Origin of the sequence: Neptunicella sp. (assembly GCF_048268085.1) — a bacterium.
Lineage (GTDB): Bacteria > Pseudomonadota > Gammaproteobacteria > Enterobacterales > Alteromonadaceae > Neptunicella.
The window spans coordinates 1-13,871 of sequence record NZ_JBLWWF010000004.1 but is presented as its reverse complement, the minus strand read 5'-3'; the positions used below and the strand labels follow the sequence as shown (position 1 = coordinate 13,871).

Here is a 13,871-nt window from a genome sequence, read left to right as displayed (position 1 = left end):
AAGGCTAGATTGCTATCTGCTGGTTTGTGCGTATAATACCGCGCGAATTTTGAACTAAGTAGTAGAATAACGGAGTCTCTATTCTATGTTAGAAACTGTCCCTGTTATTACAATAGATGGACCAAGCGGTGCTGGCAAAGGTACGGTAAGTGCGTTGTTAGCGAAGCATTTAGGGTGGCAATTTCTTGATAGTGGTGCGTTATATCGAGTATTGGCAATAGCTGCTATCCATCACCAGATTGAAGCTGATGATGAGCAGGGTTTAGTGCCATTAGCGTCGGGCTTGGATGTTAATTTTGTCAGTCACAATCATGGCTGCAAAGTTATTCTCGAAGGCGAAGACGTGAGCGAATTGATCCGTACTGAAGAAGTGGGTGCATTGGCTTCCAAAGTGGCCTCTATACCAACTGTTCGTGAGGCACTGCTGAGGCGCCAAAGGGCATTTCGGGAAATGCCCGGCTTAGTTGCTGATGGGCGCGATATGGGAACGGTGGTTTTTCCGAATGCTAAAGCGAAAATATTCTTAACCGCCAGTGCCGAAGAGAGAGCGGCGCGTCGCTTCAATCAGTTGAAAGCTGCGGGGCGCAATGTTAGTATTGACAACCTTTTGCTGGATATAAAAGCAAGAGATGAGCGAGATACTAATCGTGCTATTGCACCTTTAGTTCCTGCTGATGATGCACTTGTTCTCGATTCTACATCAATGAGTATCGAGCAAGTGCTTGATTCCGTTGTGGAATTTATTAAAGAAAAACCGTAGTAACGTAGGAAACCTGCTTGTTTCAGGATGAAACAGGCTTATTAGAACAACCCCACATTCGCTGGATTGCATTGTGGATGTCAAAAAAGATGAAACCAATCAATCATGACTGAAAATTTTGCTCAACTATTTGAAGAAAGTTTAAAAGAACTTGAAACCCGTCCAGGTGCCATTGTTAAAGGTACTGTTGTTGGTATCGATAAAGATATCGTATTAGTGGACGCGGGATTAAAATCTGAAAGTGCAATCCCCACTGAGCAGTTCAAAAACGCTGATGGCGAACTTGAAATCGCTGTTGGTGATATTATTGATGTAGCGCTGGACGCAGTAGAAGATGGCTTCGGTGAAACTATCCTATCTCGTGAAAAAGCGAAACGTCACGAAGCGTGGGTTGAGCTTGAAAAAGCTTACGAAGAAAAATCCACTATTATCGGAATTATTAACGGTAAAGTTAAAGGCGGCTTTACTGTAGAAGTGAATGCAGTACGCGCATTCCTACCAGGTTCTTTGGTTGATGTTCGTCCAGTGCGTGATACAACGCATTTGGAAGGCAAAGAACTGGAATTCAAAGTTATTAAGTTAGATGCCAAACGTAACAACGTCGTTGTTTCTCGTCGCGCAGTTATCGAAGCTGAAAGCAGCGCAGAGCGTGATGAATTGTTGGCTAACCTTGACGAAGGTATGGAAGTTAAAGGTATCGTTAAGAACCTAACTGACTACGGTGCATTCGTTGACTTAGGTGGTGTTGACGGTCTGTTACACATTACTGACATGGCGTGGAAACGTGTTAAGAATCCAGCTGAAGTTGTTAGTGTTGGTGATGAAATCAACGTTAAGATCCTTAAATTCGATAAAGATAAGCAACGTGTTTCTCTAGGCATGAAGCAAATGGGTAGTGATCCATGGCAAGAAATTGCGGCACGTTACCCAGAAGGTGCAAAAATAACTGGTCAGGTAACTAACCTTACAGATTACGGTTGTTTTGTTGAAATCGAAGACGGTGTTGAAGGTTTGGTTCACGTTTCAGAAATGGATTGGACTAACAAAAACATTCATCCTTCTAAAGTGGTTAACTTGGGCGATTCCGTTGAAGTTATGGTACTTGAGATCGATGAAGAACGTCGTCGTATTTCACTAGGCTTGAAACAGTGCAAAATGAATCCTTGGGAAGAGTTCTCAACCACTCATAACAAGGGTGATAAAGTTACTGGTAAGATCAAATCAATCACTGATTTCGGTATCTTCATCGGTCTTGATGGCGGTATTGATGGTCTGGTTCACTTATCTGACATTTCCTGGAACAAAACTGGTGATGATGCAGTACGTGAATACAAAAAAGGTGATGAAATTGAAGCTATCGTTCTTCAAGTTGATCCAGAGCGTGAGCGTATCTCTCTTGGTGTTAAACAAATCGACGAAGATCCGTTTAATAAGTATCTGACAGATAACAAGAAAGGTGCTATCGTTACTGGTAAAGTTACCGCTGTTGATGCTAAAGGTGTAACTGTACTTCTGGCTGAAGAAGTTGAAGGTTATGTTCGAGTTGCCGACCTTTCTCGTGACCGTGTTGAAGATGCTTCAACCGTGGTTAAAGAAGGTGAAGAAATCGAAGCCAAATACGTTGGTGTTGATCGCAAGAATCGCGTAATCAATTTGTCTGTTAAGGCAAAAGATCAAGCTGATGATAAAGATGCGATTGAGAAAGTTAACCAGCAAGAAGAAGTTGGTTTTGCCAACGCGTTTGCTGAAGCTTTCAAGGCAGCCAAAGGCGAAGAGTAATCAGATTGGGAGCATAGCTCCCAATTATTATAGGATAACCTATACTGATTTTTATAGATTGAACCGCTGAGGTAGATATGACCAAATCCGAGTTGATTGAACGATTAGCGAGTAAAGCTCACCAACTTCCTGCTAAGGATGTGGAGGGAGCGGTTAAGGAAATGCTTGAGCAAATGGCTCAGACCTTACAAAAAGGTGAACGTATTGAAATTAGAGGCTTTGGCAGTTTTTCTCTGCATTTTAGAGCTCCTAGAGTCGGTCGTAATCCTAAAACTGGTGAAACCGTCAAGTTGGATGGTAAATATGTACCTCACTTTAAACCCGGAAAAGAATTACGCGAACGGGTAAATGAAAATCTAACTCATTGATCGCTAAAAAATGGTTTAATATAAACGGCATTCTAATTGGATGCCGTTTTTTTATATCCATAGGACTGGGATTATTTCTTTTCAAAGCGTTATTTAAATGCTTAAAGATAATTATACGTTGTGCATTGTCTGCTTTGTAAGATTAAAAATAGCTGCCAGCATATGGCGAATTTGAAAGGTATACAGCCCTAAAAAATGAGGTGAAATTGAAAACACTGATTACCGCCCTGATTATTATCGTGGTTTTACTACTAGCCATCGCTATCGGCGCTCAAAATGAACAATTGGTTAATGTTAATTATTTGATTGCAGCCAGTCAGTTACATTTATCCACCGTCATTGCCGTATCAATTTTTATCGGTATTGCGATCTGTTTTATACTCTGCATGGGCTATATTCTGCGCCTTAAATGGAAATTAACTCGCTTGCAAAAAAAATTAGCTCATTTAAATAAACAAAATCAGGCCTGAATACATGCTTGAGTTGTTGTTTTTACTTTTACCGGTTGCAGCCGGGTATGGTTGGGTGATGGGACGCAATAGTGTCCGTCAGGCTCAACGCAGACAATCTCGCATTCTGTCACGCCATTATTATAAAGGCTTAAATTTTCTATTATCAGATCAACCTGATAAAGCCGTCGATATATTAATCAAAATGATTGATGTCAATACCGGTACGGTAGAGACCCATATCGCGATGGGCAACTTTTTCCGTCATCGTGGCGAATTGGACAGGGCGATTCGGATTCATCAAAATTTGGTTTCCCGCGAAGAACTCGGAGCCGAACAAAAAGCGTTGGCGCTCAAAGAACTTGGACGTGATTATATTTTATCCGGCTTCCTGGAACGCGCCGAAAACGCGTTTTTACAACTCCTTGATAGTGATAAGTTTTATCTCGAAGCCCAGCAGCAATTATTCAATATTTATCAAACCACCAAAGAATGGGATAGAGCGATTGAACTAGCTGAAAAAATGGTTGAATGCCATGGTGATAGTGAAGAGTTATGTCAACGTGTTGCCCATTTTTACTGTGAACAGGCTAATATTGAATTAAATAATAATCAGCCTGGACTGGTTGAAAAATTATTACAAAAAGCGATTTTATCTGATGAACACGCGGTTAGACCATGGTTAATGCTTGGTTCAACTTGTATTGAACAAGGTAACTTTGAACAAGCATTTGAATACCTTATTGAAGTCCCTAAGCGTGACATTATCTGGTTAAGTGAAGCCGTGCCATTGTTAGAAAAGGTTGCTGAAGCAACTGGCAACTGGCAAAAATTTGAAGAGGTATTGGAACAGTATTGGCAACAATGTGCGACTGCCTATTTAGCCAAAAGCCGTTTAATGGCGCGCCAACTATCCGATAAAGATGCGGCTGACTTTCTATTTCAACAATTGCGCAAAAGTCCAACCATGAAAGGCTTTAAAGAGCTGCTTAATTTGTATATGCAATCCAGTTCTCAGGATGGCAGCATAACCAGTTTAAAGATGTTGCAGGAACTGGTTGAAGAACAGATTGCTCGCCGACCTAAATTTCGTTGTGTGAGTTGCGGTTTTTCTGGACGTAGTGTCCATTGGTTATGTCCGTCATGCAAAAAGTGGGGAGTAGTTAAACCTATCAAAGGTTTGGATGGAGAATAATGATGAGTAAAAAAGTAATCGTGGCACTGGATTTTAATCAGCAACAAAAAGCACTTGAGTTTGTTAGTAAAGTGGACCCGTCGCTGTGTCGTCTTAAAGTCGGCAAAGAAATGTTTACCCATTTTGGTCCTGATTTTGTCTCAAACTTAATTAAACAGGACTTTGACGTATTTTTAGATTTAAAATTTCATGATATCCCTAATACCGTGGCAAAAGCGTGTATTGCCGCAGCAGATTTAGGCGTGTGGATGGTGAATGTGCATGCCAGTGGTGGACGTAAGATGATGGAAACCACACAACAGGCTCTACAAGACTATGGTCAAACGCGGCCCAAGCTTATTGCAGTTACTGTTTTAACAAGTATGACGCAACAAGATTTGGCTGAAATTGGCTTAGATATCACACCGGCACAACAAGTATTACGTTTAGCGACCTTAGCCAAAAGTAGCGGACTGGATGGTGTGGTGTGCTCTGCCCACGAGGCCGAAATACTCAAAAGCAACTTAGGTGATAAATTTGAGCTGGTCACCCCTGGAATAAGACCGGTAGGCTCGGCAGCAAATGATCAACAACGCATTATGACGCCTCCTGAAGCCCTTAAAGCTGGTGTGGACTATATGGTGATAGGCAGACCTATTACACAAGCTCAGGATCCATTACAGGCATTAATAGATATTAATCAATCTTTGATTTAATCCTAAAAGCAAAAAGCCGACAATTAAGTCGGCTTTTTATTTGAGCTATTATAATTTATTCAAATTCGTCTATATCACAATTGACTTTACATACACCGTATAAATACAAACTGTGGTGGGTCAGGGTGATATTATTTTCAGCGGCGACTTCGTCTTGCCGTTTTTCAATAATAGGGTCTTCAAATTCGATCACTTTGCCACATTTTAAACATACTAAATGGTCATGGTGTTTTTTATGGCCAATTTCGAATACTGACTTTCCACCTTCAAAATGGTGACGATTCAATATCCCGGCATCATCAAACTGATTTAATACCCGATAAACGGTAGCTAAACCAATTTCATCACCATGTTCCAACAAAATTTTATAGACATCCTCAGCACTAATATGTTGATTATCAGGATCTTTAAGAATTTCGAGTATCTTCAGTCTTGGCAGGGTTACTTTTAGTCCGGCTTTTTTTAATTCTTGATTTTGATCCATTACATCCACTTTTATTGCCTTTAATGTTATCTATTATAAGCAAGTTGAGGACGAAGTTCATAGCAACATTTGTAAATTAACCTGAACTACTCATCTTAAATAGTTCCCTCAGTTGGCTGTTCTATCGCGCAAATTCTATTAGTCTTTTTAAGCCCTAGTACAAAAGCGCATGATACAAGACATAGAATTAAGCATGGATATTGACTTAACATTTACTTAATGCTTATTTAACAACAACTAACCTAAAGCATTATCAACGCGATAAGAATAAAAACAATGCTGCAAATAATCAGACAGGTAACGAGTATGCGGATTACGGTAGTAGGTAAGATCATTTCAGGCTTCGTATTATTCGGTTTATTATTATTAATCACAAATGTTTCATCCTATCTTGGACTGGACAATATTCGTCAATCGGCTCAACTGGTTGTTGAGCAAAAAATGCCAGTACAATCTCAAATGATGATGCTTCAAGCGCAGGTTTTATCCATATCAAAGGTATCCTTGCGCGGTTATTATGTTGGTGATGCTGAAACGCTAACTAGCAGTGAGTCCGACTTTAACCAGTTAGTTGGTGAACTGGATAATAAATGGAAATCGCTTGCCGTATTATTAGGCTCAGAAAAAGAGAGCAACCTGTTTGCACAGGGAAAATCCGCCACCCTCGAATACATCGGGTTAATTCGGTCCATGTATCAAAAACGCAATGATGTATTCAAACTTAGCAAGCAAATCGAAAACCAGTTTACAGAGTTTCGTTTTGCGGCCGAGGATGCTGGAGCTAACCTATTAGATATGTCTTATCTTGACGGGGCAGAGGGGAATACGGCGTTAGCTGAGGTGGTTGGGGTTGGCACTAAGCTGGATTACATTCTAGTCGCGCTGGTTAATGCCAGTAAAGATTATATAAGTACGGATGACAAACAAAAAAGTGACGCGATTGAAGATACAATCAATTTTACCTTAGGGGATTTATCCACCAATACCGAGTTTATCGACCGTATCTCTACCGGGGTGAAAACAGACGGACTAGTTGACGCTTATCATCAGCAGAAAAATAAAGCATTAGCGCTATTAACCGGACAGCAGGGGCTTATTGCCTTACAAAAGCACAAGCTATCTATCAAAAATGAAGTTAAACAAAACGCCACACAAGCTGAAGATAGCCTCGCCCAAGCAGAACAGCATTTCTCTCATTTATTTAGCTTGATCAATGATAGTACGTTGACCGGACAGAATGACATACTCGACGTAGTGCAAAGTAATATATGGCGAAGTGCGGCAATTACTATCGTTGCATTATTTTTAGTGATTATTATCGGCCTGATTGTATCGCGCAGTATTTATCGGCCTTTAGATAAAATTAGCCAAAGTTTAGCTACCATTAGCCAAGGCGATTTAACCCATCAGGCAGATGCAAGTGGTAATGATGAGTTTTCATCTTTAGCCAGTAACGTGAATCATTTAACACAAAATATTCACGATATGATAACGGAAATATCCCTTCAGGCTGATCAGTTAGAGAGTGCTATTGCAGCCAGTGTTGGGCTAGGCAAAGAAACTCTCGATCGGGTTGAGCAACAGCAAGCACAGATTAATCAAACATCGCAAACAACACATCATGTGAGAAATAGCTCTAATACCATCTTGACGCAAATTAATCAGGGCATGCAAAGTATTGAACAGGCCAATGTACAAGCCGAAAAAGTCAACCAACTGGTCGCTCATAACCGTCAACAAACCATGATGCAGGCAGAACAGGCTGGACAATCGGCCGATATAATCCATCGTTTACATAAAAATAGCGACGGGATTAGTTCCATTTTAGATGTCATCAAAAACATTGCGGAACAAACTAATTTATTGGCGTTAAATGCAGCGATTGAAGCGGCCAGGGCAGGAGAGCAAGGAAGAGGCTTTGCGGTTGTCGCCGATGAAGTCAGGACTCTTGCTACCCGTACCCAGCAATCTACCTCTGAAATAGAGAATATGATCAGTCGTTTGCAAGTTGATGCCGAGCGGGCGGTTGAAGCGATCGAAATGGGTAAACGGCAGGCAAATGACACCGTTGAAGTAACTGAAACGGTAGATAGTGCTGTGCAACAAATATTACAGGCGGTAAATGAAGTACAACAAACCAACCAAGTTGTCGTCACGGATACCACTGAACAAGATAGGCTATTAGGCGATATCACAGCTAATCTGGAGCGGATGGTGGAGTTGGCGCAACAAAGTGCACAAATTACTGAACAGGCCAGCAATGCAACCAATAATTTGGATGCATTAGTTGAGCGGTTGCGTAATGCAATTAACAAGTTTAGTGTTTAGTCATAACGACTCTTGAGCGTATTTTTGCTACATTCTCCGCAGCATTGTTATTCCATTCCTTTAATCTGGGATAAAAGAGCACATCAATCCGTTATCCATGGTTAAAATAATTCAGGAAACTTTATGATCCAACTCCACCACCTTAATAATTCTCGCTCACAACGTATTCTTTGGTTACTGGAGGAGCTTGGCGTTGAATATGAAATCAAACACTATCAACGTAACCCTAAAACCAGTTTAGCCCCGGATGAGCTTAAACAAATTCATCCGCTAGGTCGTTCACCGGTTATTACCGACGGCGAGATTGTGGTAGCCGAATCAGGAGCGATTATCGAGTATTTAGTTAATACCTACGCGCCGAACCAATATATTCCATCGATAAATACTGAACAGTGGCGTCAATATAGTTTTTGGATGCATTTTGCCGAAGGTTCACTAATGCCGCCTATGCTAGTTAAAATGATATTTGGCAAAGCCAGAGCGCAAGCAAAACCATTTTTTGTCAAAATGATTGCCAACAAACTGTTGGATAAAATAATGGCGGCCTATTTTGGACCTAATCTGGATGCAAGTATTAAATATGTCGAAAAGCACTTGGCGCTAAATGCTTGGTTTGCGGGGGATAACATTAGTGCAGCTGATTTTCAGATGAGCTTTCAATTAGAAGCGTTATGTGCCAGAGGGCTAGTAGATCATTGCCCCAACATTCAAGCCTATGTGCAGCGAATTCATTCACGTCCAGCCTATCAACAAGGGTTAAGTAAAGGCGGGCAGTACGATTACGCGTAACCTTTTACTCAATCTGTAACTGGCAGTTAAGACTGCCAGTTACAACAATTGACCGACAACTACAGCTGCATCTCCGGAATGTCACCTTCCACAACCAGTTTACCTGCTGTTTTTTGACGTATTTCATCCACACTGACGCCAGGCGCCCGTTCTTTTAGATAAAAAGCACTATCGCGTACTTCTAGTACAGCTAAATCAGTAATAATGCTAGTAATACAATTTACCCCCGTTAAAGGCAGGGTACAGGCTTCCAATAATTTAGAGTTACCATGTTTATCCGCGTGCATCATGGTCACGATAATATTTTTGGCTCCTGCAACTAAATCCATGGCGCCCCCCATGCCTTTAATTAACTTACCGGGGATCATCCAGGACGCAATATTACCTTTTACATCGACTTCAAAAGCGCCTAATACGGTAAAATCAACATGCCCTCCGCGGATCATGGCGAAGCTGTCGGCAGAATTAAAAATTGAGGCTCCTGTAGCCGCAGTAACGGTTTCTTTGCCAGCATTAATCATATCTGCATCAACTTGATCTTCGGTGGGATAACGTCCCATACCTAATAATCCATTTTCTGACTGCAGCATGACTGAAATATCATCCGGTACATAATTAGCGGCAAGGGTGGGGATGCCAATGCCTAAGTTAACGTAATCCCCATCTTTAAATTCATTTGCCACTCGCATGGCAATTTGTTCTCTGGTAAGTGCCATGCTTAGCTCCTTGTTACTTTGCGTTCGATACGCTTTTCAAATTGCCCTTGAATAACGCGATCAACATAAATGCCGGGTGTATGAATTTGACTTGGGTCCAACTCACCCGGCTCAACGATTTCCTCAACTTCCACAACGGTTATTTTACCTGCCGTTGCCGCCATCGGATTAAAGTTTTGTGCGGTATGGCGATAAATACAGTTTCCATAACGATCTGCCTTCCAAGCTTTTACAATGGCAAAATCACCGGTGATGCTTTGTTCCATAATATATGGACGCCCATTAAACTCGCGCACCTCTTTACCTTCACCTACTGGCGTGCCATAACCAGTGGCAGTATAAAATGCTGGAATACCAGCCCCTCCGGCTCGCATTTTTTCTGCAAGAGTGCCTTGTGGGGTCAGTTCTACTTCAAGTTCACCATTAAGTAATTGCTGCTCAAATAAGGCATTTTCACCTACATAGGAAGAAACCATTTTCTTAATTTGTTTGTCTTCCAGCAATAATCCCAAGCCAAACCCATCCACACCGCAATTGTTCGATACCACAGTTAAGCCTTTGGTGCCCATGGTTTTAATTTGGCTAATTAGGCCTTCGGGAATACCGCACAGACCAAATCCCCCGGCAATTATGGTCATATTGTCGGTCAACCCAGCCATTGCTTGCGCATAACTGCTGACGACTTTATCAAATCCTGCCATTACTTATTTCTCCCCAATAACTACATTATTAATGTGCTTTGCATTCAGTATTAAAGAGTTATTAACATTTGTAAAATTAATATAATTTAGTTAATAATAAATATTATTAATATATGGGATATTTCAATAAATGAGGTTAAATGAATATTAGTCATCGCCAATTGTGTATTTTTGTTGAACTGGCTAATAGTCGCTCTTTTGCTGACGCGGCTTCAAGATTACATTTATCCCAACCGGCCTTGTCGATTGCAATAAAGAAATTTGAAGAAACTATCGGTGGAAAACTGTTATCCCGTTCAACCCGTATGGTAGAACTAACCCCCGAAGGCAAAACCTTTTTACCCATAGCCAAGCGCTTGCTAAATGATTGGGACGTCGCTTTCGATGATTTGCATAATTTGTTTTCAATGCAACGCGGTAAACTAACGATTGCCAGTATGCCGTCTTTTGCCAACAGTTTTTTGCCAGATATATTGATTCAATTTCACCAAGCCAATGCCAATATAAATATTGCTGTCATGGATGTGGTAATGGAACGGGTAATAGAAGCCGTGCGAGAAGATAGAGCCGAACTGGGCATTATTTTTGAGGCAGAAAAAATGGATGGGGTGGATTTTATTTCATTATTTAATGACAACTTTGTTGTCGTAATGAATAAACAGCATCCCTTGTCGTCTCATCGCTTGATTGATTGGCCGACACTGGATCAACAAAATTTTGTGGCGATGAACCGTGATTCCAGCATCCGTAGTTGGTGTGATAGCGCATTATTAAACGCCAGGACCAGCGTTAATATCGTGGCAGAGGCCAGTCAACTCGCTACGGTAGGTCAGCTGGTTAATAGTGGTTTAGGATTATCGGTTATACCGGCATTGTGTCGGCAGCAAATGCAAATTAAAGGGCTCGTTTGTGTCCCTCTGGCAGGACAGGAAAATACCAAACGGGTAGGGATGATCCGCCGCAGTCGAGGTACTTTATCGGTTCCTGCGCAATATTTATTCAATTTACTGCAAGAATATTCTTTTAAGAGAGACGATTAAATCCTCATCAACCTTGATAAGCCTATATTCCGTAAGGGGTTGTCAAGGATAATCATCAACGGATCGGAATAGATATTATGCTGCTACTGCAAATTTTCCCAACGTAGTTATTCCTGCAAAGCTACGCCTTGCTCACATAATGAAAAATACATGCTGAGTAAATATTACTCCAATAAAGTGGTATAATTTTTAAGCATACTTTTCTGGCACAGTTCAGGTATAATCCGCGCCCATTTTTGAGTAATACGATATTCCTATGCAAGCAGCGACCATCAAAGCCAAACATCCTCTTTTTTCTCAACGTAAATATTGGGCTGAGTGCTACGGTACCGCACCATTTTTACCCATGAGCCGTGCTGAAATGGATGATTTAGGCTGGGATAGCTGCGATATTATTTTAGTCACCGGTGATGCCTATGTAGATCATCCCAGTTTTGGAATGGCGGTGATTGGGCGTACGCTCGAAGCACAAGGCTTTCGCGTTGGGATCATCGCGCAACCCGACTGGCACAGTAAAGATGCTTTTATGCAACTGGGTCAACCAAACCTGTATTTCGGGGTTACCGCGGGCAATATGGATTCGATGATCAACCGTTATACGGCTGACAAAAAATTACGTCATGACGATGCCTATACACCAGACAATATTGGTGGCAAGCGTCCTGATCGTGCCGTGACGGTTTATTCCCAACGTTGCCGTGAAGCGTATAAAGGGGTACCAATCATTATTGGGGGGATTGAAGCCAGTTTGCGTCGCATTGCCCATTACGATTATTGGTCAGAAAAGGTACGTCGTTCTGTTTTGTTTGATTCCAAAGCCGATTTATTAATGTTCGGTAATGCGGAACGGCCACTATTAGAGGTAACCCATCGATTAGCCAACGGTGAATCAATCGATACCATTGTAGATGTGCGTGGTACCGCCGTGATAGTTAAGCAGGCTTTGCCAGAGTGGCAGGGAGTAGATTCTACCCATCTGGATAAACCCGGCAAAATTGATCCTATTAGCAGTCCTTACCAAGTGGAAAGCGCTTGCGAAACCGGTGATAAAACCAGTGATAGTGCTGAATCAGAGGTGAACATTGCCAAGCCTATCGTGATCCAGCCAGATAATCGCCGACGCCCTTGGGAACAAGTGTATGTCAAACTACCTGCTTTTGAGACAGTAAAAGATAACAAAGTACTATACGCCCATACTTCACGTATTTTGCATCAGGAAACCAACCCGGGTTGCGCCCGAGCATTGATGCAACGTCATGGCGATAGACATATTTGGATAAATCCACCTACATTTCCTCTAGAAACGGATGAGATGGATCAGGTATTTGATTTACCCTATCAAAGGGTACCTCATCCCAGTTATGGTAAAGCCAAAATACCCGCTTATGAAATGATCCGTTTTTCGGTCAATATTATGCGAGGCTGCTATGGTGGCTGTACTTTTTGCTCTATTACCGAGCATGAGGGCCGAATCATTCAAAGCCGTTCAGAAGATTCCATTATCCGTGAAATAGAAGATATTCGCGATAAAGTCCCTGGATTTACCGGGGTAATCTCTGATTTAGGCGGGCCTACTGCCAATATGTACCGTTTACGGTGTAAAAGCCCTAAAGCAGAAGCAACCTGCAAACGTCCGTCATGTGTCTACCCAACGATTTGTGCGCATATGGATAGGGATCACACGCCAACCATTGATCTGTATCGTCGGGCTCGTGATCTTAAAGGAATTAAAAAAATCTTAATTGCTTCCGGCGTTCGTTACGATTTGGCGGTAGAAGATCCCCGCTATGTTAAGGAGCTGGCTACGCATCATGTGGGCGGATATTTAAAGATAGCTCCCGAACATACCGAAGAAGGGCCGTTAAGCAAAATGATGAAGCCAGGTATGGGAAGTTATTACAAATTTAAGGAACTTTTTGATAAGTACTCCAAAGAAGCAGGCAAGGAACAGTATTTAATCCCGTATTTTATTGCATCTCATCCAGGCACCACGGACGAGGATATGATTAATCTGGCACTGTGGTTAAAAGAAAACAAATTTAAGCTGGATCAGGTACAAAACTTCTATCCGTCGCCAATGGCCAGTGCGACGACTATGTACCACTCCGGGGTCGACTCGTTACGCAAAGTTAAAAAAGACAGTGACGAAGTGCCATCGGCTAAAGGGGAGATCCACCGCCGCCTGCATAAAGCGTTACTGCGTTATCATGATCCTAAGAGTTGGCCGCAGATCCGTCAGGCATTGGTTAAAATGGGCCGTGAAGAGCTGATTGGCCGAGGTCCACAGCATTTAGTGCCACCAGAGACCGCGCAGGAAAAGTACGCTAAACCAGCTAAAGCCGCGAAAGGGCAACGAGCCTTAACCAAACATACCGGATTACCGCCACAGCCTAAGTGGAAGAAGAACAACAAATCATCGGGTAAAAACTAAAAAAAGGAGCCATTGGCTTAATGCCGATCAGTTAAGAAATTGACATTTGGCATAAGAGGATCAAAATCCGATGATCATAAGGTCATCGGATTTTTTTGTGCAACTTCAACAAGCCCTCAATACTGCTTTTAATGCC

13 protein-coding genes are annotated in these 13,871 nt (G+C 41.9%); 10 read left to right on the top strand and 3 right to left on the bottom strand.

What is annotated here, in order from left to right; genetic code table 11:
- The first annotated feature begins 85 nt into the window (after nt 1–85).
- The 6 genes from cmk (at nt 86) to pyrF (ending at nt 5,246) form a co-directional block, all read left to right on the top strand.
- Nucleotides 86–760 (top strand): (d)CMP kinase, encoded by a 675-nt coding sequence (gene cmk / locus ACTD55_RS03900; RefSeq protein ID WP_438863001.1) that lies wholly within the window; start codon nt 86–88, stop codon nt 758–760.
- Between the two features lie 105 nt (nt 761–865).
- Entirely contained in the window at nt 866–2,539 is a 1,674-nt protein-coding gene (rpsA, locus tag ACTD55_RS03895) for a 30S ribosomal protein S1 (RefSeq protein WP_438863000.1), read from the top strand.
- Between the two features lie 77 nt (nt 2,540–2,616).
- Nucleotides 2,617–2,907 carry an integration host factor subunit beta gene (gene ihfB / locus ACTD55_RS03890; protein WP_438862999.1) on the top strand — a complete coding sequence of 97 codons (291 nt, stop codon included), beginning with the start codon at nt 2,617–2,619 and terminating at the stop codon, nt 2,905–2,907.
- Nucleotides 2,908–3,113: 206 nt separating this feature from the next.
- Nucleotides 3,114–3,377 (top strand): LapA family protein, encoded by a 264-nt coding sequence (locus ACTD55_RS03885; RefSeq protein WP_438862998.1) that lies wholly within the window; start codon nt 3,114–3,116, stop codon nt 3,375–3,377.
- Between the two features lie 4 nt (nt 3,378–3,381).
- Nucleotides 3,382–4,551 carry a lipopolysaccharide assembly protein LapB gene (gene lapB / locus ACTD55_RS03880; protein WP_438862997.1) on the top strand — a complete coding sequence of 390 codons (1,170 nt, stop codon included), beginning with the start codon at nt 3,382–3,384 and terminating at the stop codon, nt 4,549–4,551.
- Nucleotides 4,551–5,246 carry an orotidine-5'-phosphate decarboxylase gene (gene pyrF / locus ACTD55_RS03875; protein WP_438862996.1) on the top strand — a complete coding sequence of 232 codons (696 nt, stop codon included), beginning with the start codon at nt 4,551–4,553 and terminating at the stop codon, nt 5,244–5,246. The genes lapB and pyrF overlap by 1 nt, the downstream gene beginning before the upstream one ends.
- A 55-nt stretch (nt 5,247–5,301) precedes the next feature.
- Here the strand turns inward: pyrF and fur are convergent, their stop codons facing one another.
- A complete protein-coding gene (gene fur, locus ACTD55_RS03870; protein ID WP_438862995.1) occupies nt 5,302–5,730 on the bottom strand; it encodes a ferric iron uptake transcriptional regulator in 429 nt (142 codons plus the stop codon).
- A 276-nt stretch (nt 5,731–6,006) separates the two neighbouring features.
- Here fur and ACTD55_RS03865 point away from each other — a divergent pair, with 276 nt between their 5' ends.
- Entirely contained in the window at nt 6,007–8,058 is a 2,052-nt protein-coding gene (locus ACTD55_RS03865) for a methyl-accepting chemotaxis protein (RefSeq protein ID WP_438862994.1), read from the top strand.
- A gap of 123 nt (nt 8,059–8,181) precedes the next feature.
- Nucleotides 8,182–8,847 (top strand): glutathione S-transferase family protein, encoded by a 666-nt coding sequence (locus ACTD55_RS03860; protein ID WP_438862993.1) that lies wholly within the window; start codon nt 8,182–8,184, stop codon nt 8,845–8,847.
- A gap of 59 nt (nt 8,848–8,906) precedes the next feature.
- Here ACTD55_RS03860 and ACTD55_RS03855 read toward each other — a convergent pair whose 3' ends face one another.
- Both ACTD55_RS03855 and ACTD55_RS03850 read right to left on the bottom strand, forming a co-directional pair.
- Entirely contained in the window at nt 8,907–9,563 is a 657-nt protein-coding gene (locus tag ACTD55_RS03855; protein ID WP_438862992.1) for a 3-oxoacid CoA-transferase subunit B, read from the bottom strand.
- A 2-nt stretch (nt 9,564–9,565) separates the two neighbouring features.
- Complete coding sequence (locus tag ACTD55_RS03850) at nt 9,566–10,264, bottom strand: CoA transferase subunit A (RefSeq protein WP_438862991.1); 699 nt, start codon at nt 10,262–10,264, stop codon at nt 9,566–9,568.
- Between the two features lie 140 nt (nt 10,265–10,404).
- Here ACTD55_RS03850 and ACTD55_RS03845 point away from each other — a divergent pair, with 140 nt between their 5' ends.
- Together ACTD55_RS03845 and ACTD55_RS03840 are read left to right on the top strand one after the other, a co-directional pair.
- Nucleotides 10,405–11,304, top strand: a complete 900-nt coding sequence (locus ACTD55_RS03845; protein ID WP_438862990.1) for a LysR family transcriptional regulator — start codon at nt 10,405–10,407, stop codon at nt 11,302–11,304.
- A 256-nt stretch (nt 11,305–11,560) separates the two neighbouring features.
- A complete protein-coding gene (locus ACTD55_RS03840; RefSeq protein ID WP_438862989.1) occupies nt 11,561–13,735 on the top strand; it encodes a YgiQ family radical SAM protein in 2,175 nt (724 codons plus the stop codon).
- Nucleotides 13,736–13,871: the final 136 nt, after the last annotated feature.